The organism is Candidatus Phytoplasma australasiaticum subsp. ipomoeae (assembly GCF_024425275.1).
Classification (GTDB): domain Bacteria; phylum Bacillota_I; class Bacilli_A; order Acholeplasmatales; family Acholeplasmataceae; genus Phytoplasma; species Phytoplasma australasiaticum.
The window spans coordinates 1-23107 of sequence record NZ_JALQCV010000004.1 but is presented as its reverse complement, the minus strand read 5'-3'; the positions used below and the strand labels follow the sequence as shown (position 1 = coordinate 23107).

Genomic DNA, 23107 nt, shown 5'->3' with positions numbered 1-23107 from the left:
ATTTTACTTTTAAAGTAAATCTTAATTAATTTAACTCAATTTTTAATAAAAAAGGCGTGAAATATGATATTAAAAAAAACAAAAAAAAATGATAGTTTAAACGAAGAACACTCCTCTTTAGATTCTAAAATTAATTTTAATCGCGTTCAAGTCGTAGATATCAATGAAGAAGTTAAAAAATCTTTTTTAAGTTATGCTATGAGTGTGATCGTAAGAAGAGCTCTTCCTGATATTAGAGATGGTATGAAGCCTGTACAAAGAAGAATTCTTTATATAATGAATGATTTAGGATTATCTAATCAAGAACGTTTTAAGAAGGCTGCAGCTGTAGTTGGTGCTGTTATGGGTCGTTGCCATCCTCACGGAGATAATAGTATTTATGAAGCTATGGTTCGTATGGCACAAGATTTTAATTATCGTTATCCTCTTATTACTGGGCATGGTAATTTCGGTTCTATTGATGGAGATTCAGCAGCAGCTATGCGTTATACAGAAGCTAGAATGTCTAAAATAGCTATAGAATTAATTCGTAATATCGAACAAGAAACTGTTGATTTTATTGATACTTATGATGGTAACGAGAAAGAACCTACAGTTTTACCTGCTTTATTTCCTAATCTTCTAGTGAACGGTTCTACTGGTATCGCTGTAGGTATGGCCACCAATATTCCTCCGCATAATTTTAAAGAAGTTATTAATGCTCTAATTGCTTTTATAAATAATAAAAATATAGAAACTCAAGATTTAATGAAATACTTAAAGGGACCTGATTTTCCTACAGGAGGAGAAATTTTAGGAGCTGAGAATTTAAAAAATATTTATAATACTGGAAAAGGACGTATTTTTATCAGATCTAAAACGCAAATAATTCAAAATGATAAAAATAAAAATTCTATTGTAATTACTGAAATACCTTTTCAAATTAAAAAAAGTAGTTTAATTGAATCTATTGCTTTTTTAGCTAAAGAAAAAATTATAGATGGAATTACAGATTTAAGAGATGAATCTAATCGCCAAGGTATTAAACTTGTTATTGATTTAAAAAGAGATGTTAATCCTCATGTAGTACTCAATAATTTATATAAAAATTCTCAGGTACAAGTCTCTTTTAATTTTAATATGATTGCATTAGTAAAAGGGGTTCCTAAATTAGTTAATTTAAAGCAAATGTTAAAAGAATTTTTTGATTTTCGAATTAATGTTATTCAACGTCAAAAACAATTCGAATTATCTAAAGCTCTTAAAAAACAACATTTAGTAAAAGCTTTGATTATAGCTTTGAATGATATTGATCGAGTAGTTAGATTGATTAAATCTTCATCCAATTCTAAAATGGCACAAATACAATTAATGGAAAAATATCAATTAGATGAACTTCAAAGTAAAGTTATTTTAGAAATGAGTTTACAAAAAATTACTAATTTAGAAATAGAAAAAATTAAACAAGAAGATACAGAATTATCGTTAAAAATTTCAGAATGCCAAAATATTATTAATTCTATATTGTTAAAAGAACAAATTTTAAAACAAGATTTATTAAATTTACAAAAAAATTTCCAAGATGGACGCAGAACCGTTATTAATATGGAAAATCAAGATTTAGATATAGATAAATCTTCATTAATTGAAAAAGAAAAAATTTTAATTACTATTACTCATAAAGGGTATATTAAACGTTTAAATTTAGATACTTATAAAAAACAAAACAAAGGCGGTAAAGGTGTTATAGGTATTACTATGAATCGAGATGATTTTGTAGAACATTTTGCTATAACCTCTACTCATGATTATCAATTGTTTTTCACTAATAAAGGCAAAGTGTACCAAATTAAAGGTTATGAAATAGCTTCTTATTCGCGCCACGCTAAAGGTATTCCGTTAGTAAATTTAATACCTATGGCTAAAGGTGAATTTTTAACTACTTTGACAAGTGTAACAGAATTTAATAAAAATAAAGATTATTTAGTATTAGTGACAAAAAAAGGATTTATCAAAAGAAATCGTATTCAAGAGTATGCTAATATTCGTTCTAATGGCAAAATAGCTTTTGCTTTAAAAAAAGATGATGAAGTATTAGCAGTATTAAAAACTTCTGGTCAACAAGATATTATTTTAGCTAGTTCTGGTGGTAAATCCATTCGTTTAAAAGAAAATTCAATCCGAACAACTAATCGTAAAAGTTCTGGAGTTATTGGTATGCGCATGGATAAAGATGAACAAATTGTAGGAGCAGCTGTTGTTTGTCATCCGGAACAAGATATTTTGGTAGTAACAGAATTTGGTTACGGAAAAAAAACTCAAGCAAGTTTTTATAAACCGCAACAACGAGGAGGTAAGGGTGTTAAAACTTTAAAAATCACTGATAAAAAAGGTCATTTAGTCGCTTTAAAAACCATTTTTCCAAATGAAGAATTAATTTTAATTTCTCAGTGCGGGCAAGTTATTCGTATTGAAGCTAATAAAGTTTCTACTACTAAATCTAAAAACACTGAAGGAAATAGATTATTTAAATTAAAAGATGATGATAAATTACTTAATTTAGTAGTTGTCCAGAAACAAGAAGATGATGATTCAATAGATGAAAAATCTATAATTATTAATTAGATTAAAATTTATCGACTATTGTTTTTTTGATTAAATAATTTTAATATATTTATTAAAATTGATTATTATAAAATGGTTAAAATTATTATATATATTATAAAATTATATAAAATTTCATTTAAATTAACTAACTACTTTACTGATTTATTAATTTGATAATTATTAGTTAATAAAAAATAAATTTATATAACATGAACTCTGATCAATTAATTATGATTTATTAAAAAACTTATTTCATTTAGAAATAACAAAGATATCGGAAATATAATCTTTATGGAAATATATATTGTTCTAGTTATGTAATAATTAATTACGAATATACCATTTAAGCGAAAATACTCTTTTTAAATTGATTTGATAGTAATAATTTTATCTCCCGATTACAAAATGGAATTAAAAATGACATTTATTTATAATAAAATATCTTTAAAATCGGTACAAACTAAATTAGCTGGTATTTTTTTAGCCAAAAAAATTTTATCTACAAATCGATACAAAAATAAAAAGAATATTGTGTTTATTCATGGTTCGATGGGTTTAGGTAAAACTATTTTTGTAAAGGGTTTTGCTCAGGAATTAGGAATTTTAACAATTAACAGTCCTAGTTTTAATTTATTTAAAAGTTATAATTTTAATAATAAAACATTGTTTCATATGGATCTTTTTCGTTTAGAAAATAATAGTAAATTAATTTTTTTATTTGAAGAGGTATTGGAATATTTAGAACTAGGTGATATTATTTTAATAGAATCAACTTATATAAATGATGAAATTGATAAATTATGGGATTTTAAAGTTGAAATTAAATTTTTAAAAGATAATAGTAGAGGTATTTTAATAAAACAAAAAAATGTTAAATATTAATAAAAAAGGTTTTGATAAAACAAAGATATACAATAATTCGTTATTTTTTAATAAAAATATTTTAATTATAGATACTTCAACAGATATGCAAATAGTGATTTTAACATATGAGCAAAATATTATTGATATATGCTTTAATGTTAAATCTAAAAGTTTTGTATCTTGTATGATGCCTTTGATTAATAAAATTTTAAAAGCAAATTCTGTAGATTTATTTAAAATAAAAAAAATTATAGTAGGTTGTGGTCCTGGTTCTTATACTGGTACTAAAATAGGCGTTTTAACAGCCAAATTATTATCTTTAGAATTAAATATTCCTTTGTTTAAAATTAGCAGTTTATTATTACTTTCTAGCGGTTTTGAAAAAAATCCTTTAACTCCTAAAATAAAAATTAATGAGGATTATTTTTACGCAATTAGCTATCAACACAACAAAATTATTTTAGCAGAATCAAGATATTCTACGGATTTGCTAGTTAATTATCCTAATCATATTTTATTAAATTCTTTAAATTATAAAATTGCTTTGAATAAATTATTTAATTATTTAAATATCGTTGATAATCCTCACGAATTATTGCCTAATTATTATTGTTCTAATTGGGAGGATTAAAGTAAGTTCATAATTCGCTATTTATATATGATATTTTATATATATAAATTAATTGTATCTAACACATATAATAGAATTATGTAATAACTTTGATCTCTTTAAAAGCAACCACAAAAGGTTTAAACTAATAGCTGTTAGGTTCAAAAGAAAAGTGAAATTTATATTAGTTGTTAGTTTAATTCTAGAATGGGAATATTTTAAAAAAAACCTGATCATGACAAAAGGTAATAACCTTTACATGGCCACAGAGTTTCAATATCTTATAATAATGTTTTAATTAAAATTTTAATAGAATATAAAATATTTATATTAATTTATCGGACGCCAAAGAGGCCTAAATTTCGTGCTATTTAACCAATAGCCAGGGCCGATAAACCTTGAAAGGAGATGGTCGGTTTAGTAAACGAAAGAATACTGAATTATAGCAGACCATAAAAAGCGGGTTGCGACGAAAGCAAATTAGTCAAGATGACTCCGCCACCTAACAATTCGATGGATAAGCCTGAAAGGGCCTAAGAAGCTAAGAAGATGTAATATTAAACCTGACTTGTAAATTACTGTAATCGATCAGTCCAGAGTCCATCAATAATATTATCACGAATTGGATGGTTTATCTATAGAAAACCTGGAATCTCACCACCAAAATAATAGTGGTTACTTCACCTAAGGAATCAAGGTCGATATTTAGAGTAACTTGGAGAATCCTAAAAGTCAGTTCTTAACAGGAGCAGTATAAGAAGTAAAATTCTTATGGCCCAAGGATAAAGCGACTTTTTAGTAGTCGGAAGAACTAAAACTTTGTTTGGAATAACAAAGATAATCGCCCTCCCGAGAAGAAGGTTAACCACCTTTATAGGGCGAAAGAAGTCAGTAATTTGCTGTTAATAATACAACAACTAACTAGTGGCAACACCAAGTTAGCCTTATAAAAAGGACAAATTATGGCAAGCCGGATGCTGGGAAACTTGCTTGTCCGGTTTGGACGGGGGCTGATTGTAAATAAAACAGCAAAGATAAATCGCTGAATAAAACGCAATTAATCTATCCGTATTGTAAAATAATATTTTTATATTAAGTTTAATTGTTATTTTTGTTTTATTTCTCAATAAAATTAATTAAAGTATAAAATTAAATATTCTAAATTTTTTTATTTAATTAAAAAAATATTTTTTAAATAAAAAATCAATTAAATTTCTCATTGTTTTTAAAAAAATATATATTTAAAATATGAAATTATTTTTTTAATTTACAATGAGATTAACTATTTATTTAATATTGATCAATAAATAGAAAAAATATAATAAATATAAAAAAAGGTTTTCTAATTATGATTATTTTATCTATTGAAACTAGTTGTGATGAAACTAGTATCGCTATTACTCAAGATGGAAAAAAAGTATTAGCAAATGAAACTTGTTCGCAAATTAAATGTCATCAAAAATATGGTGGTGTAGTTCCTGAAATAGCTTCTAGAAAACATTTAGAAGTGATAACATATCTTTTACAAAAAACTTTTGTTGAAGCAAAAATAAACCCTAAAAATATAGATTTAGTAGCAGTAACTCAAGGTCCAGGATTAATAGGATCGTTATTATTGGGTGTTAGTGCTGCCAATACTTGGTCTTATATTTATAAAAAACCTTTAATGGGAGTAAATCATTTAATGGGTCATATTTACTCTGTTCAAATAGAACATGAGATAGAATTTCCTGCTTTAGCTCTAATTGTTTCAGGAGGACATACAGAATTAATTTATTTAAATAATCATTTTGATATACAGAAATTAGGAGCTACTTTAGATGATGCTGTTGGTGAAGTTTATGATAAAGTTGCTAAAAATTTAAATTTAAATTATCCTGGTGGTCCTATTATAGAAAAACTCGCTCTTAAAGGCGAATCTGTTTTTAAATTAACATTACCTTATATTAAAAATAATAATTTGGATTTTAGTTTTTCAGGATTAAAAAGTCAAATTATTAATTTAATCAATCAAAATAGTCTTAATATGTCTAACAAATTTATTTATGATATATGCGCTTCTTTTCAAAAAGTAGTTATTGAGGTTTTATTAATTAAAATAAAAAGAGCTTTAAAAAAATTTCCTACTAAAAACTTAATTTTAGTAGGAGGTGTAGCTTCTAATGCTAGTTTAAAAAAGAGATTTTTTCAAGAATTTCCTGATTTAAGATTATTAATTCCAAGTGTAAAGTTTTGTACAGATCAAGCTGCCATGATTGGCATTGCAGCTTATTATCAATACAAATTCAAAAAGCCTAAAGAATTGTATAGTTATAATTTAACAGGATTAGCTGATTTAAATTCTTTTTTTTAATAACTTTTTAAATAATATTTGTAATTATTAAAATTAAACTTTAAAAAAAATATTTAGGAATATATTTATATTTTTGGATAGGTTCATAGTATGCAATCCATTCGTGATTATAATTTGTGACTATAAAAGGTTCTGTGGTGATAATTTGTCTTTGATCTAAATACACACCGTTTTTAATTAATCTTATCAAATAATCATTTAAAATAATTTTTTGATAATTTTTAAATAAAATTTTAATATCTATTAAATTAGATAAAGAAATTTGATTCATTAAAGTAGCTTTTTGTAGATCATATATACCAATTCTAGTTCTTTTTAATTCTTTTAGTGCACCATAAGTATTCATTTTTTCACCAATATCTCGAAATACGGATAGATTAATTGCGTTTTATTCAGCGATTTATCTTTGCTGTTTTATTTACAATCAGCCCCCGTCCAAACCGGACAAGCAAGTTTCCCAGCATCCGGCTTTCCATAATTTACTCTCTTGCGAGAACTAATTTCCCCTCACGGTTGATTAGCTATTTATTCTTATTGTTCTTATTCTTTCTGATATCGTGTATTTGTTGATTGGTTACCTTTCGGTGACAATCTTCACACAATACCTTTGTTCTTTTATTCATGATACTTTGGTGGTGCGCATTGCGGACCGTACCAATGTGATGAATTTGTAGTTGAGTTGTTTTATCGCAGTGCTCACAACGTTCCGCCTTTAGACGGTCAGTTAAATGCGTGCGCCCATGGAATATAAATCTATTAATGGTAATATCGGGATTTCCCTTATAATTACGCATTGTCTTAATTTTGTTCCAAGAGTAAACCTCCCATGGTTCATATTGGGTTCTTCCTTTATTAAGATAAGAAATACCCCAGGTTGAACCAATTTTACATTTCTTTCGAACTTTGGCAATTGACGTTTTCCGTTTCCTTGCCAGTGTTTTCAAACAGCTATATTCCGCTAGATAATTTAAATGGGTTAAGACCCCCGAGATTGTTAGCTAAACAAAAGTATTGGATAATTCCTCTAACTATTGTTTGATAAGTTCGGATTATTTCTAACTCGTCTCTATCTGCTAATGTTTCATCGTGTCTCACCTTTCCCCTTTTTAACCAATTATATTCCTCTCCATATTCTTTAGCTTTCGCCTTGGGAATTTGGATCTGAACTTTGCCGTTTAAGGAATTCTTGGTGGCCTTCTCTTGGCGAGTTTTATTAGTAGGGTTGACCTTTACCATGTAGGATAGAAATCTAGTTCCTTTACTGGCTTTCACAATTTTTGACTTATCCTTACTAATCGTAAGGTTTAGGTCTTGCTCTAACCACTGTGTTACTTGATTTTTGATGTTATACGCCTCATTATATTCTCCCTTAACGCCAATGATAAAGTCATCAGCATAGCGGATATATTCAACTCTTGGTTTTGGATTCAGGTTGATGTGTCTGTCAATCCCTAAATTATGGTGCTGGTTTCTAAGCCATGCTTTCTTATATTCTGGGTTACTCTTCTTAATTGGTTTTCCTACTTTAATCAGTTCCTCCATTTTCAGGTCAATGTAATGTAAATAGACATTCGCCAACAAAGGAGAAATAATTCCTCCTTGAGGAGAGCCTGATAAAGATTCATATTTGATCCCATCTTTCATAAAGCCCGCTTTTAACCATTTGTTAATGGTTGAGAGTGTTTTATTCTTTTTGATGAACTGATTTAAGGTTCTCATCAGAATCTCATGATTAATGGTATCAAAGTAACCTTCTAAGTCAATTTTGACAAGGTAATCAATTCCTTGAAATCTTGGTTTGACGCGTTTGATAGCGTCATGACATGATTTTTTGGTTCTAAATCCAAAGCTCCATTCTGAGAAGATATTTTCAAAATAAGGAGTTAAGAGTTGTTCCAGGCATTTTTGCATCAATCTATCTTTGATAGTCGGTATGCCCAAAGGTCGGGTTTTTTTATTATCTTTAAGAATGAGAACTCTTTTAACTGGTTTCGGATGATAACCATTGTTGACGTATTCCTGATGGTATCTTTTTAATCTTACTAGATTAATCCCATCGATGGTTTTATTGTCGATTCCGGGGGTATCCGCCCCTTTGTTAGCCGCAATTTTATTAAATGCTGTTAACGTGTTGTAAAAGTTATTCATTCCCTGCTGGAGTTCTCTTTTTAAAGAGTAGCTGTTTGATGAACAATATTGAATTTTATTCAATGTTCGTAAAAGTTTAGCTTCTGGTGAAACTGTCGTTGACATAATATATCAACTCCTTTCCTAACACCATTGAATAACTAGTAAATTACTTTCTTCCTTCGCCCTATAAGGGTGATTAACCCTCTTCTTGGTAAGTCGATTAACTAAATTATTCCGAATCTAGGTTTACGCTTACGACTACTAAAAAGATGCTTTATCCTTGACCATCCAGACTTTTATTTCCGGATTCGTAAATTTAATTACTTAGTTTTAGGATTCTCCAAGTTACGCTAAATTTCTACCTTAATTCTTTAGGGGAAGTTTCCTCGTTAAGAGGCTGATTCCAGGTTTCTTTTCTTTGATAAACTACTCAATACGTTTAATTTATATTAGCAGACTCTGGACTGTCCGTTTCAGCAACTTCCGAAACAGGTTTTAGGATTACATCAATTTTCCTTCTTAGGCCATTGCAGGCTTCTCCATCGAATTATTTGGTGGCGGAGTCATCTTGACTAATTTGCTTTCATCGCAACCCGCTTTTATGGTCTGCTGTAATCCGTCATTCTTTCGTTTGACTGACCGACCATCTCCTTTCAGGGTTTATCGGCCCTGGCTATTGGTTAAATAGCACGAAATTTAGGCCTCTTTGGCGCCCTTAAACTTCTAATGTAAGTTCCTTTAGATACATCTACTTGAAATTTCGCCTCTTGTTTGTGCGGATTATATGAAATTAATTTTAAATTTGAAATTGTTACTTTTCTAGGTGGAATATCAATATGTTTTTGTTTTCTAGCTAAATTATACATTTTTTGACCTTTAATTTTAATAGCAGAAAACATTGGGGGAGTTTGCCAATATTGTTTATTATTAAAATAATCAAAATTTTTTTTTACAATATTTTCTGGTAAAATTATTTCTTTTTTATCAATTAATTCTCCATAAATATCTAATGTATCATAATTTTTATTAAATAAAGCAGTTCCTTGATATTGCTTATTTAAATCATTAAATAAAAATGCTAATTTTGTTGCTTTATTAATATAGGGATAGATTATTTGCGTTTCCATATCAGAATTTATCCTTCTGATATTTATTACAAACAGCCTCCCTCTAAACCGGACGAGCAAGTTTCCCAGCATCCGGCTTGCCATAATTTGTCCTTTTTATAAGGCTAACTTGGTGTTGCCACTAGTTAGTTGTTGTATTATTAACAGCAAATTACTGACTTCTTTCGCCCTATAAAGGTGGTTAACCTTCTTCTCGGGAGGGCGATTATCTTTGTTATTCCAAACAAAGTTTTAGTTCTTCCGACTACTAAAAAGTCGCTTTATCCTTGGGCCATAAGAATTTTACTTCTTATACTGCTCCTGTTAAGAACTGACTTTTAGGATTCTCCAAGTTACTCTAAATATCGACCTTGATTCCTTAGGTGAAGTAACCACTATTATTTTGGTGGTGAGATTCCAGGTTTTCTATAGATAAACCATCCAATTCGTGATAATATTATTGATGGACTCTGGACTGATCGGTTACAGTAGTTTACAAGTCAGGTTTAATATTACATCTTCTTAGCTTCTTAGGCCCTTTCAGGCTTATCCTTAGAATCATTCGGTGGCGGTATCTTATTGACTAACTACTTCATCGCAATCCGCTTTTAAGAACTGCTGTAATTCTTTATTGTTTCCTTTAAAGAACCGTTCTTATCCTGTCAGTGTTTATCGCACTGGTGATTGGTTAAATCACACGATATTTAGGCATCTTTGGCGCCCTATCACAATTAACAAACCTTCTGCTAAAGGATCTAAAGTACCTGTGTGACCCGCTTTTTCTAAATTTAATTTTTTTTTGATAAATTTAACAACATCATGTGATGAAATACCAGAAATTTTATTTATTAAAAAAAATCCATTCATTTTTTATGGACCATTTACTTTCTTTTTTATTTATATTTTCAGAATTTTTTATCAAGTAATTAAAATTATAAATATTGACTTTTTTATTTTAAATGATTAAATCATTTTATAATATTATTAATCATCTATATTATTTGTTAAAAAATTTAATAATTCTGTTAAAGATAAATAACCTACATTTTTTTTTATTAATTTCCCGTTTTTGTATAGCATTAAACTAGGATAACTTGTAATATTATATTTCTTAGCTAATTCATAATTCTCATATCCATTAATTTTGATAATTTCGATATCTGGTTTTTCTTTTTTTATTTGTTCTAAATGAGGCATTAATTTTTGACATGGAGGACAATTTGTTAAAAAAAAATCAATTAATAATAATTTATGTTTATTTTTAATGATTAATGTATCTAAATTTTCTATAGAATTTTTCATTATTTATTCCTTTAAAATCCTTTTCTTTATATTTTTTAATATAATAAATATTATTATTAAGTAAAGATAATAACTTTTTTATTTTTTTAATTTTTTTATGTAAATTAATTATTAATTTTAAAATTAATTTACGCTTATATATTATAATGATTTAAAGGAAATTAATATTTTATTAAATATAATTATAAATTTACGTTTTGTATGTATTATTAAAAATTTATTTTAACTATGTAATTTTACAGAATTTTTTTTGGTATAAAAAAATTTAATTTAATCAAAAAAACTCGGAATTATTAATTTTTTTGATAAAATTTAATATGTATTGATCTTTATTATTAAAATAATATATGTTAAAATATTTTTTTAATATATGAATCTTTTTATAATTGAATTATAATTATTAGATAAAAAGGTTTTTTAATATATTAAATAATTTAATTATATTCATATATTTAAATAAGTTTTATAATATTATTTTTATATAATTATATAAATAAATTCAAAAAAGTTTTTATCTTTATTATTTTGGTTTTTTAAAAAAGTGATTTGCTAGGTGATGAATAATGAAAAGTGAATATATAAACAATGATTTTGTGAAATACCATTTCGAGATCAATCCTCAAGAGTTTGAATTTTTTTTACAGAAATCTTTTGATAGTGTTAAAAATGATATTAAAATTAAGGGGTTTCGCAAGGGTTTTGTAACTAGATTATTATGTGAAAAACATTTTGGTGAAAGATTTTTATATCAAAAAGCTATTACATTTTTAATTGATAATAAAATAAATGAAATTTTAGCCAAAGATAAAAAAAAAATTATGGGTCAACCTGAATTAGTTGATTTTGATTTAAATAAAATAGAACGAGATCATAATTTTAATTTAATAATTAAATTTGCTTTAAAACCAAAAATTGAGTTATGTGATTATAAATCTATTAATGTAAATAAAGATCAAGGTGTTATAGTAACTGAAGAAGAAATAGATAAATCTATTCGAAATTGGTTAAATATGGCATTTAAAGAACAAGGCTTTAAAATAGATAATAAATATTGTCAATATTTTTTTGATTTAGAAATAAGAAATAAAAATATTATTTTATTTAATGAAAATGATATTTGTTTGTATGGTTCTGATCAGCAATTCGATAACATTATTAATTATTTATCTTCTCATATAATAGGCATGAAAGAGAAAGAAACTCGCAATTTAAAAATTAAATTTCCTGATACATTTGCAAATTTAAAGTTATCTGGTCATAATTTAAAAATTAAAGTTTTTTTAAACAGAATTAACGTTATATCTGATATTGATTTAAATAATGATTTAATTAATCAATTAAATTTATCTGAAAATTTTCCTGATATTAAAAATTTAAGAGATTATTTTAGAACACAATTGCAATTTAATAAAAAAGAAGTTTTGAAAAAAAAAGAAATACAAAATATTTTGGAGTATTTATTAAAAAATTCGATTATAAATATACCTCAATATTTATTACAAAACTACATTTCAACAACCGAAAAACAAATATGTGAACAGTTAAAAAATAAAGATCCTCACTTAAAAGAATATTTACAGCAAAATAACTTGTCAGAAACAGATTTTAAAAAACAAATGTCTGAAGAAACGATTAAAAAATTAAAAATAGAATTTTTGTTGGAAGAAATCGCTATTAAAGAAAATATTCGGATTTTAGATAATGAAATTCAAGATTTTTATCAAAAATTATTTCGTAGTTCTAATATGCAAAATTTAGAAGATTTTCAAAAAAAATATAATATAGATTATATTAAGACAACTTTATTACAAAATAAAGTTATAGATTTTTTATGGAATAATTGTTCTGTTAATAAAAATTCTTAACATAATTATTATGTAAATGATTATTTTGAATATTTAAATTATTTTTTTATATTAATATTAAATATTAATAAATTCTTATTATAATAGTTTAATTTTATTTTCAAAAGAGAGGCAAGTAATGAATAAAAAAATTAAATTAACTCAAATCGAAGATGATCATAAATTCGAATATATTGATGGTGTTGAGGTTCCTTTCGAGTTACCTGCAATTATTGTGCGTGATGTGATACCTATTCCCAACAATGATTTTAGAATAGAGATAGGGCGTGATTTCTCAATCAATGCTTTAAAATATGCGGAAAAAACTAAATTTCCTTATGTAGTTATTTTGCCTCAAAAAATATTTGCTTTAGAAGATCCTGAAATAGTAGATATTGCAGAATATGGGGTTTTAGCTCGAATTGTGGCTTCTGTTAAAATTCTTAACAGTTCTATTTATAAAGTTAAATTCCGTTTATTAAAAAGAATTAAAACAACTTTTATTTCTAAAAAAGATAATTTTTTTAATGTTAAATATATTCCGGTAGCTACCGAATTAAGCGATGATATAAAAAAAGAAGAAGCTTTGATTAAATTAGTTATGGAGCAGATAACTTCTAATACAAGTCAATTTTTATTTATATCTGAAAATAATTTGCTAGAACAAATTCAAAGTGGTATTGATACTGAAAAAATAGCTGATTTAATTACTTTTGCTTTAAAAATTGATGAAAAAGAAAAATATAAATATTTACAAGAAAAAAATTTAAATAATAGATTGTTTTATATTTTACAAGACATTCATAAAAAGATTGATATTATCGAATTAGAAAATAAAATAAATGAAGAAGTAAAACGTAGTATTGACGAAAATCAAAAAGAATTTTATCTGAGAGAAAAAATACGTGCGATTCAAAATGAATTAGGTGATAGAGCTAAAAAAGAAGAAGAGATAGAAACCTTAAGATCACAAATTAAAAATTCTAAAATGCCCGTTAATATTAAAGAAAAGGCGTTACAAGAATTGTCTCGTTATCAATCTATTTCTTCAGCAGTAGCCGATTCGTTTGTTATCCGGAATTATTTAGATTTTTTAATAGCTTTACCTTGGGGCAAAAAAAGTAAAGATATTAATAATCTAGAAAAAATTCGTACGGTTTTAGAAAAAAATCATTATGGTTTACAAGAAACAAAAGAACGTATTTTAGAGTATGCTGCTGTTAAAATTATGACCAAACATAATGCTCAAACAATATTATGTTTAGTGGGGCCTCCGGGAGTAGGCAAAACCACTTTAGCTATTTCTATTGCAGAGGCTTTAGGACGTAAATTTGTTAAACAATCTTTAGGAGGTTTACAAGAAGAAAGCGAATTTAAAGGTCATAGAAGAACTTATGTTGGAGCCATGCCTGGACGTATTTTAGATGGTATCAAAAATGTAGGAGTTATCAATCCTGTATTTTTATTAGATGAAATAGATAAATTGGTAAATAATTTTCATCATAATCCAGAATCTTCTTTATTAGAGATTTTGGATCCTAATCAGAATAAAACTTTTGTAGATCTTTATTTATCGGAGCCTTTTGATTTATCGCAAGTATTATTTATAACTACTGCTAATGATATTAGTAACATTTCTGCTCCTTTAAGGGATAGATTAGAAATTATCGAATTAAGCTCTTATACAGAAAAAGATAAATTGAATATCGCGAAGCAACATTTAATTCCAAAACTTTTGAAAGAACATGGTTTAAAATCAACACAATTTTCTATTAGTGATTCTGCTTTAATTAAAATCATTAGAAATTACACTAAAGAAGCTGGAATCAGAAATTTAAGTCAAAAAATAGCAACTTTAATTCGTAAAACAATTAAAAATATTTTAATTAAAAAAATAACTCACGCTAACATTAATGAAGATAATTTAGAAGAATTTTTAGGAAAAATTATCTATTATGATTTATTAACAGAAAAAAAACCTCAAATAGGTGTTGTTAATGGATTAGCTTACACTACTGTAGGCGGAGATGTTTTATCTATTGAAACTACTTGTTATCCTGGAAAAGGCAAGTTAGTTTTAACAGGTCATTTGGGTAAAGTTATTGAAGAGAGCGCTATTACTGCTTTTAGTTTTTTAAAAGCTAATGCTCAAAAATTAGGAATCGATTACGATATCTTTGATAAAAAAGATTTTCATATTAATTTTGTTGAAAGCGCTATACCTAAGGATGGGCCTTCCGCTGGTGTAACAATAGCTACATCTTTATTTTCTGTTATGACTAGTCAAAAGGTTAAAGAAAATATAGCTATGACTGGAGAAATTAGATTAACTGGTGATGTAATCGCTATAGGTGGATTAAAAGAAAAAGTTTTAGCCGCTGATAGAATAGGGATAAACATTGTTTTTATTCCGAAAGCTAATTCAAAAGACATTGAGGATATTCCTGAAGAAGTTCGTAATAAATTAAAAATTATAACTATTCAAAATGTTCGAGATATATTCGCAGAAGCTTTTATTTCTTCCGTTATTGAGAGATAAATATAATTCCGCTATTTAACGCATAGCCTGGAGTGATAATAGGCGCCGGATGCTGGGAAACTTGCTTGTCCGGTTCTGTGGGGGGGCTAATTGCGAATATGAAAGTAAATTATCAATGCACTTTCTAAACCGAGTTAATCTATCCCGATTTAAAATTATTAAAAAAAAGGTGGTATTATGTTTGCATTACCCAATTATATTATCTATATTATATGTATTATTATTATTATTAGTGTGCTTTTTTCTTCAGAAACAGATGTAACTGATGTGTTTGCCGAACAATATGGAACTTTTAAAAGTAATAAGAGTATAGATAAATTTAATCGTTTTATTAGTGTTTTGATTTTAATTCTCTTTTTACAATTATTTATGCAACAATCAATATTATGATTATTTAAATAATAGTTTATATATTAGTAGGATTAAAATCATTCTCAATATGCAAAAATTATCCATTTTAGTATATTTTTTATATCTTTTTATTGTAATTTATGTTATAATAAAGCAACGTATTGATTAGATGATTTTAATTTTGTTGATGTAAATAAAATTATTTACTTATTTACTGAAAAAATGAAATTAATAAACTGTTTACTGATATATTAAAATGATAAAAAAAGGAGAAATAATAATTACATGCCAAAAGTTATTACGCGCGAAAATGAACAAATTGAAGATGCATATAAACGTTTTAGAAGAGAAGTTTCTAAATCGGGTATTACCGCTATAGTTCGTCAAAGAGCATTTTTTATCAAACCTAGTGTAGCTAGAAAAATGCGTGCTAAAAAATTTCAATCAAAAAAACGTTAATAAAATAGTTTTTTATTTTTATCAAAAACTTTTTTTATTTTAGATAAATTTTTAGATAAATTATAAATTTTTTCAGTTTTTATTTTTATTTATTAAAATTGCAAAATATAAATGGCGATAATAAATAAAAGCAAATTCTGAATTTATTTTTTGTGATTATGCAAATTGAGCAAATTTTGATTTTTGGATAAGATTTGAATTATGGATGTTAAAATAATAAATAATACTAATTTTGAAATTAATAATTTAAGTATTGTTTTGACGCAAATATTTCAAAATTTGGATATAGGTAAAAAAATGAATATTATTTTTGTTAGCGACAAATATATGAAAAAAGTTAATAATTTTTATTTAAAAAAAAATTATACTACTGATGTTTTAGCTTTTAATGATTATACAAATGATATTTCTTTAGGTGATATTTTAATTGCTTTACCAAAAGCTTTTAAACAAGCTATCCAGCATAATATTCGTGATGAACAAGAGATTAGTTTTTTGGCTTTACATGGTTATTTTCATTTAAAAGGTTATGAAGATAAAACAGAAGAATCATTATGCGAAATGATTGATTTACAGCAAAAAATCTTAAAAAAACATAATTTACATTTTGATTATTATTAAAATCAAAAAATTTTATTAGGCTATTTTATTTATAAAAAAGGAGGGGTATTTTGTTTAAATCAGGATTTATTTCTATTATTGGTAATACTAATGTAGGAAAATCTACCCTTATTAATGCTTTAATTAATCAAAAAATATCTATAACTAGTTATAAGTCTCAAACTACACGGGATGCTATTATAGGTATTGATACTTCTTCTTGTTATCAATTTATTTTTATTGATACTCCTGGTTTACACGCGAATAATAAGTATTTATTAAATAAAATGATGTATCAAGTAACTTTAAAAAGTTTAAATGAAGCTGATGTTATTTTATTGGTAGTAGATCGGGAATATCAACAAACTTCTCGAGAACAAAAGTTTTTAGATCTTCTTAGAAAATATAATAAAAAAATTATTTTAGTAGTTAATAAAATGGATTTGTATAAAAAAATAGTTATTGATAAAATTATTTTAAGTTATGTTAAAAAATTTAATTTTGATGCCGTTGTCCCTATATCATCTATTAACAACAATAATAATAATATAAATATTTTAAAACAACATATTTTAGAATTTTTACCTGAAGGCGAAAATTATTATCCATCTCATATTAAAACAAATATAAACCAAAATAAATTTATATCGGAACTTATTAGAGAAAAAATTCTTTATTATTTGCATCAAGAAATTCCTCATGCTTCCACTGTTTTGATCGAAAATATTTCTCCGATAAACTCTTCTGCTGTTGTTAATATTTCGGCACTAATTTTAATTGAAAAAAATAATCAAAAAAAGATTTTAATAGGTAATCAAGGGAATATGTTAAAAAAAATAGGCATTGAAGCTCGAAAAGATATTGAACAAATTTTAAATAAAAAAATTTATTTAGATTTATGGGTTAAAGTTGAAAAAAAATGGCGTAATAACATTAATTCTTTAAGAAAAATCGGAATATCAATTAATTTTAATTAAAAATAGCAAAGGATAAAGAAATGTTTTCTTTACAAGAGTTAATTAGTTTTGCAAAACAAAATGGTTTTATTTTTCCAGGAAGTGAAATTTATGGAGGTTTAGCCAATACTTTTGATTATGGACCTTTAGGGTGCTTATTAAAACAAAATATTAAAAAAGCTTGGCAAAAAAAATTTTTTCAAGAGAGAGAAGATACATTATTGTTAGATAGTTCTATAATATTAAATACCAAAGTTTGGGAAGCTTCCGGACATATTAAAAATTTTACTGATCCTTTAGCGGAAAATAAAGATACTAATAAACGTTATCGAGCAGATAAATTAATTCAAAAACATAATCCAAAGATTGATGTTCATGGAATGTCTTTAGAATCAATGACTCAATATCTTATTAAGTATCGTTTGTTAAATACTTCTAATTGGTCTACGGTTAAACAATTTAATTTGTTATTCCAAAGTCATCAGGGTTCAGTGCCATCTAATAATAATATAATTTTTTTAAGACCAGAAACTTGTCAAGGTATTTTTGTTAATTTTAAAAATATTTTAAATACTTCTAGAAAACGAATACCTTTTGGTATTGGTCAGATCGGCAAATCTTTTCGTAATGAAATTACTCCAGGAAATTTTATTTTTCGAACTTGTGAATTTGAACAAATGGAATTAGAATTTTTTCATCATCCTCAAGAAACTCAAAAATGGTTTGATTTTTGGAAAAAATATACTTATGATTTTTTGCTTGATTTAGGTTTAAAAACGGAAAATTTAAAATTTAAAGATTATAATAAAACAGAATTAAGTCATTATGCTAGCAATACTACTGATATTTTATTTAATTTTCCTTGGGGTTTTGATGAGCTATGGGGGATTTCTGCTCGTAATGATTTTGATTTAAAGCAACATCAAGAGCATTCAGGTATAGATTTAAGATATTCAGATCATCAACAATGTAATAAATTTTATCCTTTTGTGATAGAGCCTTCTGTAGGAGTCGAAAGATTATTATTAGCTGTTATGTTAAATAGTTTACAAAAAGAAACTTTAACAAACCAAACAGAGAGAATATTATTTAAGATACATCCGTTTTTAGCTCCTTATAAAGTGGCAATTTTGCCTTTGATTAAAAATATTCATCGAGAAAAAGCTAAACAAATACAACGTTTTTTATGTAATTATTTTGAAGTTATTTATGATGAAACTCAAAGCATTGGCAAAAGATATAGAAGACAAGATGCTATAGGTACACCTTATTGTTGCACAATAGATAATCATACTTTAGAAAAAAATATTGTATCTATAAGAGATCGAGATTCTTTAAATCAAGAATTTATACCCTTGGAACATCTTAAGGATTATTTGGTAGATAAAATATCTTTTTAATAAATTATTAAAATTAATTGATCTAAACTGGATAATATAAAAATAAATATGAACCATATGAGAAAAAAATTATCATTTATTGAGCAAATTAATAAAAAAATACCTATTCATGAATTAGTTAGCCGATATGCCGGAATAACTTTAGAAAAAAAAGGAAAAAACTTTATGAGTTTATGTCCTTTTCATAAAGAAAAAACTCCTTCTTTTTCTGTTTCACCAGAAAAAAATATTGCTGTTTGTATGGCCTGCCATGAAGGGGGTAGTCCAACGGCTTTTTGGGCTAAATTAAAAAAAATAACTTTAGAAGCAGCTGCCCACGAATTAAATTATAAATTTAATTTACAAATATTAAGTCAACCACAAGATTATGTAAACAATAAATTGATAAATATTTTAGAACATACCCAAGATTTTTTTAAAACCGCTTTAGAATGTATTTTAAATGATATCGAAAATCATTATGTTTTAGATTATTTATTAAAAAAACGTAAATTAAATTTAAAATTAATTAAAAAATTTAATTTGGGTTATGCACATGCTCATCCTAAAGCTCTTCAAAATCATTTATTAAATAAAGGTTTTGAAATAAAAGATTTATTATCATTGGGTTTGGTTGTCCCATCCAAAGATGATTCTCAACAATATCGTGATTTTTTTTATGATCGAATTATGTTTCCTTTAACTAACGAAAAAGGTCAAGTTATAGGTTTTGTCGGCCGATCTTTGAAAACAGATCCTAATAATCCTAAATATTTATTTAATAATGAAACAGTTTTATTTAAAAAAAGTAATTTATTATATAATTTATTTGAAAGTTGTGAATTTATTAAACGAAATCAAGATGTTATTTTATGCGAAGGTATTTTTGATGTTATAGCTTTTTATAAGTTTAACATTTATAACACTATTGCTACTTTAGGTACTCAATTAACTCCAAAACACATTGATTTGTTAAAACAAAATGCTCAAAAAATTATAATTGCATTCGATGGTGATGAAGCGGGTATAACAGCTACATATAAAATAGCTGATATGTTAACAAAACAAAAGTTACAGGTTTTTATTTGGCATCCACCTAATGGTAAAGATCCAGATGATTTTTTTTCAAATTTAACTGAATCAGAATTATTTAATTATGAAAATTTGTTGCAAAAATCTCAAGATTATGTTTTTTATATGATCGAAAAATATTTACAACAAGATATAGAAATAACAATTTTAAATCGCCATATCTTTAATTTAATTAAAAATTATGATGATAAAATTAAATATGATTATTGCAAAAATATTTATAAAAAATATTCTCTTTTTATAAATAATGATATTCATCATAAAAAAATCATGAATCAAAATGATTATACAATTCTGATGCGTCAAAAGTATTTTCAAGAAGTTCAAAAACCAACCCAAAATATTATAAGTCTTGTAGAAAAAGAAATTTTAATTGAAATTTTATTAAATTCAGAACATTTAAAATCAATTAAACACGATATTTATGATCATGTCGTTTCTAATATAAATTTTTTAAAATTAATAGATAAAATTGATGTTTATTATCAAAATGATGCAACAGAAAATGAAATAAAAAATGGTATAGATATAGATCGTTTTATGGAAGTTTATCGCGATTTTATATCAGAATTATCAAAAGAATTTGATATTTATGGTTTATTTTTAGAAATTAAAAATAACTATTTATTTAAAAAAAAAATACGTATACGGAAAGCTGAAAGTTTAAATGAATTTTATTGTTATTTAAAAATGCATTTAATGGATCAAATTCGACAAGAATTAAAAATTCTTAAAAATAAATTGCAAAATTTATCAGAACAAATTATAAACACTAATAACAATGAAGATAATGATCTGAAACAATTAATATTAGAAATAGCCCATAAACAAAAAGAGTTATTAAAGTTAAAAAATATAGGAGTTCATGATGAATCTAAAAATGACAATTAAAAAAATCTACAAACAAAAAATTTTGCAATTTGAAAAAAAAGGTGAAACAGTTTTAGTTGATATTTTAAAAAAAGAATTAAAATGGTTTAGTTATAATGTTAAAGACATAAATAATATTTATCAAAAAATTTTTAAATGTTTGTTAACAGCTAGTAAAATAATTAATAAAAAAACATCTAAAAATTTTAAATCAAAAAAAACTCAAAATGAATTAGAAAATGCTGATTATGATATGTTAGATATAGAAGATTTAGAAGATGAAAATATTAATATCGAAACTATTCGTTCCGAAGAAATACAGGAAGATATTAATTTAAAAAAAATTGCCAATTCAATTAAAGTTGATGATCCTGTAAGAATGTATTTAAAAGAAATTGGACAAATCCCTTTATTAACTTTAGAAAAAGAAAAAGAAAATTCTAAATTAGTTTATGAAGGAGTAAAAGCTAGACAAAAAATAGAAGATTTTAAAAATAAATTAATTTCTATAACTGACGAGGAATTAGAAAAACTCCAAATATCAATTAATAAAGCTGTTATAGCAAAAAATAAATTAATTGAAGCTAATTATCGATTAGTGGTATCAGTAGCTAAATTATATATAGGCAGGAAAATTAAATTTTTAGATTTAATCCAAGAAGGTAATATGGGATTGATGAGAGCTGTAGATAAATTCGATTATACAAAAGGTTTTAAATTTTCTACTTATGCAACTTGGTGGATTAGACAAGCTATTACTAGAGCTGTTGCCGATCAATCTCGTACTATTCGATGTCCGGTTCATGTTTCAGATATTTTAAATAAAATTTCGCGTTTAAGAGGTAAATTAACTCAAGATTTAGCTCGAAAAGCAGAAAATCATGAAATAGCTAAGGCTATGAATATAGAAACAAAAAAAATTAATGATTTACAAATGATTGAAAAAGAAACGATTTCTTTAGAAACATCTATTCGTGATGAAGATGATTCTTCTTTAGGTGATTTTATTAGCGATCCTAACGCTATTTCGCCTCATGATTATATGTTACAAGAAACTTTAAAAAAAACTTTAGAAGAATCGCTTGAAGAAGCTTTAACCCCTAGAGAGCAACTTGTTTTGAAAATGAGATATGGAATTTTAGAAGGCGATAATAGAGTACATACCTTAGAAGAAGTTGGAGCTAAATTGGGTGTGACACGCGAACGTATTCGCCAAATAGAAGCTAAAGCTTTAAGACGTTTAAGATCACCTTCAAGGCAAAATAAATTAAAGATTTTATACAAAAATATAAATAGAAAATAAATATGAAAAGAATTTTATTTATAGCTTCATTAATTAAAAATTATAATACAGTAGCTGATATTGGTACAGATCATGGATTAGTATTAAAAAAAGCGTTAGATTTAGGTTATATTTGTAAAGGAATTGCCGCAGATATCAGTCCCAAAGCTTTATCGAATGCTCGTAAGAATTTAAAAAATTATCCTGTTCAATTTTTTGTTAGCGATGGTTTTAAAAATATTTATTCGGATTTCGATTTAGCGGTTATTTGTGGTTTAGGAGCTTATACAATTATAAATATTTTAAAAACTGCTCCAATTACTAAACCATGTTTATTAGGTTGCCAAAGTAAAATACATTTATTATTTAATTGGTTAAAAAATAATAATTTTTTAATTATAAAACATTACATTTTTTCGGATAAATTTGATTATATTTTTTTTAAAATTCAACCTAAAAATATTAATTTTTAGTTATTTTTTTTCTTGAAATGATAAGATAATAAGTAGTTAATTATAAAATATTAATAATAATTAATAAATTTACCTTTATAAATTAATTATAAATTGTATATTTCTAGTATAATATAAGTTGTTTTTTGAAAATGTTTGAGTAGCTCAGCAGGATAGAGCAACGGCCTTCTAAGCCGTCGGTCGGGGGTGGACGAAAAAGATGCCTTATATTTAGTGATTTAACCAATCACCTACTGCATGATAATCAGTAGCAGTATATAGTCGGTTATTATAACGAAAGAAATAATAATTATAGTAGATTATAAAAACAA

At 25.6% G+C, this 23107-nt stretch carries 17 protein-coding genes and 2 pseudogenes; 14 read left to right on the top strand and 5 right to left on the bottom strand.

All coding sequences use genetic code 11. From position 1 onward, the window contains the following. Positions 1-63: 63 nt before the first annotated feature. From gyrA to tsaD, 4 genes are all read left to right on the top strand, one after another. On the top strand, positions 64-2604 hold the full coding sequence (gene gyrA / locus NQK76_RS01120; RefSeq protein WP_004994766.1) for a DNA gyrase subunit A: 2541 nt from the start codon (positions 64-66) through the stop codon (positions 2602-2604). Between the two features lie 399 nt (positions 2605-3003). Next, the gene (gene tsaE, locus NQK76_RS01115; protein ID WP_255872650.1) at positions 3004-3468 is read left to right on the top strand and encodes a tRNA (adenosine(37)-N6)-threonylcarbamoyltransferase complex ATPase subunit type 1 TsaE; all 465 of its coding nucleotides are present in this window, start codon (positions 3004-3006) and stop codon (positions 3466-3468) included. After that, positions 3455-4081, top strand: a complete 627-nt coding sequence (gene tsaB / locus NQK76_RS01110) for a tRNA (adenosine(37)-N6)-threonylcarbamoyltransferase complex dimerization subunit type 1 TsaB (RefSeq protein ID WP_004994758.1) — start codon at positions 3455-3457, stop codon at positions 4079-4081. The genes tsaE and tsaB overlap by 14 nt, the downstream gene beginning before the upstream one ends. Positions 4082-5408: 1327 nt before the next feature. Continuing rightward, positions 5409-6413: a tRNA (adenosine(37)-N6)-threonylcarbamoyltransferase complex transferase subunit TsaD gene (gene tsaD / locus NQK76_RS01105; protein WP_004994752.1), complete on the top strand. Its 1005-nt coding sequence runs from the start codon at positions 5409-5411 to the stop codon at positions 6411-6413. A 40-nt stretch (positions 6414-6453) separates the two neighbouring features. Here tsaD and NQK76_RS01100 read toward each other — a convergent pair whose 3' ends face one another. The 5 genes and pseudogenes from NQK76_RS01100 to NQK76_RS01075 form a co-directional block, all read right to left on the bottom strand. Next, positions 6454-6759 (bottom strand): hypothetical protein, encoded by a 306-nt coding sequence (locus tag NQK76_RS01100; RefSeq protein WP_213680514.1) that lies wholly within the window; start codon positions 6757-6759, stop codon positions 6454-6456. Positions 6760-6934: 175 nt separating this feature from the next. Then, positions 6935-8666: pseudogene (ltrA, locus tag NQK76_RS01090) on the bottom strand (group II intron reverse transcriptase/maturase). A 557-nt stretch (positions 8667-9223) separates the two neighbouring features. Next, complete coding sequence (locus NQK76_RS01085; protein ID WP_238120351.1) at positions 9224-9670, bottom strand: pseudouridine synthase family protein; 447 nt, start codon at positions 9668-9670, stop codon at positions 9224-9226. A gap of 705 nt (positions 9671-10375) precedes the next feature. Further along, a pseudogene (locus tag NQK76_RS01080) lies at positions 10376-10516 on the bottom strand (tRNA pseudouridine synthase); the annotation flags it as partial. Between the two features lie 117 nt (positions 10517-10633). Then, entirely contained in the window at positions 10634-10951 is a 318-nt protein-coding gene (locus NQK76_RS01075) for a thioredoxin family protein (protein ID WP_004994742.1), read from the bottom strand. Positions 10952-11514: 563 nt separating this feature from the next. Here NQK76_RS01075 and NQK76_RS01070 point away from each other — a divergent pair. From NQK76_RS01070 to NQK76_RS01025, 10 genes are all read left to right on the top strand, one after another. Further along, on the top strand, positions 11515-12816 hold the full coding sequence (locus tag NQK76_RS01070; protein ID WP_255872647.1) for a trigger factor: 1302 nt from the start codon (positions 11515-11517) through the stop codon (positions 12814-12816). A gap of 118 nt (positions 12817-12934) precedes the next feature. Continuing rightward, complete coding sequence (lon, locus tag NQK76_RS01065; protein WP_255872646.1) at positions 12935-15334, top strand: endopeptidase La; 2400 nt, start codon at positions 12935-12937, stop codon at positions 15332-15334. Between the two features lie 177 nt (positions 15335-15511). Beyond that, entirely contained in the window at positions 15512-15724 is a 213-nt protein-coding gene (locus NQK76_RS01060; RefSeq protein WP_004994729.1) for a hypothetical protein, read from the top strand. Between the two features lie 246 nt (positions 15725-15970). After that, complete coding sequence (gene rpsU, locus NQK76_RS01055; RefSeq protein ID WP_004994728.1) at positions 15971-16144, top strand: 30S ribosomal protein S21; 174 nt, start codon at positions 15971-15973, stop codon at positions 16142-16144. 201 nt (positions 16145-16345) lie between these two features. Then, positions 16346-16765: an rRNA maturation RNase YbeY gene (ybeY, locus tag NQK76_RS01050; protein ID WP_004994727.1), complete on the top strand. Its 420-nt coding sequence runs from the start codon at positions 16346-16348 to the stop codon at positions 16763-16765. 50 nt (positions 16766-16815) lie between these two features. Continuing rightward, positions 16816-17721, top strand: a complete 906-nt coding sequence (gene era / locus NQK76_RS01045; RefSeq protein WP_213680471.1) for a GTPase Era — start codon at positions 16816-16818, stop codon at positions 17719-17721. Between the two features lie 20 nt (positions 17722-17741). Further along, positions 17742-19100 (top strand): glycine--tRNA ligase, encoded by a 1359-nt coding sequence (locus tag NQK76_RS01040; RefSeq protein ID WP_255872645.1) that lies wholly within the window; start codon positions 17742-17744, stop codon positions 19098-19100. Between the two features lie 48 nt (positions 19101-19148). Next, positions 19149-21062 carry a DNA primase gene (dnaG, locus tag NQK76_RS01035; protein ID WP_255872644.1) on the top strand — a complete coding sequence of 638 codons (1914 nt, stop codon included), beginning with the start codon at positions 19149-19151 and terminating at the stop codon, positions 21060-21062. Further along, the gene (locus NQK76_RS01030) at positions 21040-22344 is read left to right on the top strand and encodes a sigma-70 family RNA polymerase sigma factor (RefSeq protein ID WP_255872643.1); all 1305 of its coding nucleotides are present in this window, start codon (positions 21040-21042) and stop codon (positions 22342-22344) included. The genes dnaG and NQK76_RS01030 overlap by 23 nt, the downstream gene beginning before the upstream one ends. Before the next feature lie 2 nt (positions 22345-22346). Beyond that, entirely contained in the window at positions 22347-22796 is a 450-nt protein-coding gene (locus NQK76_RS01025) for a tRNA (adenine(22)-N(1))-methyltransferase TrmK (RefSeq protein ID WP_054598515.1), read from the top strand. Positions 22797-23107: the final 311 nt, after the last annotated feature.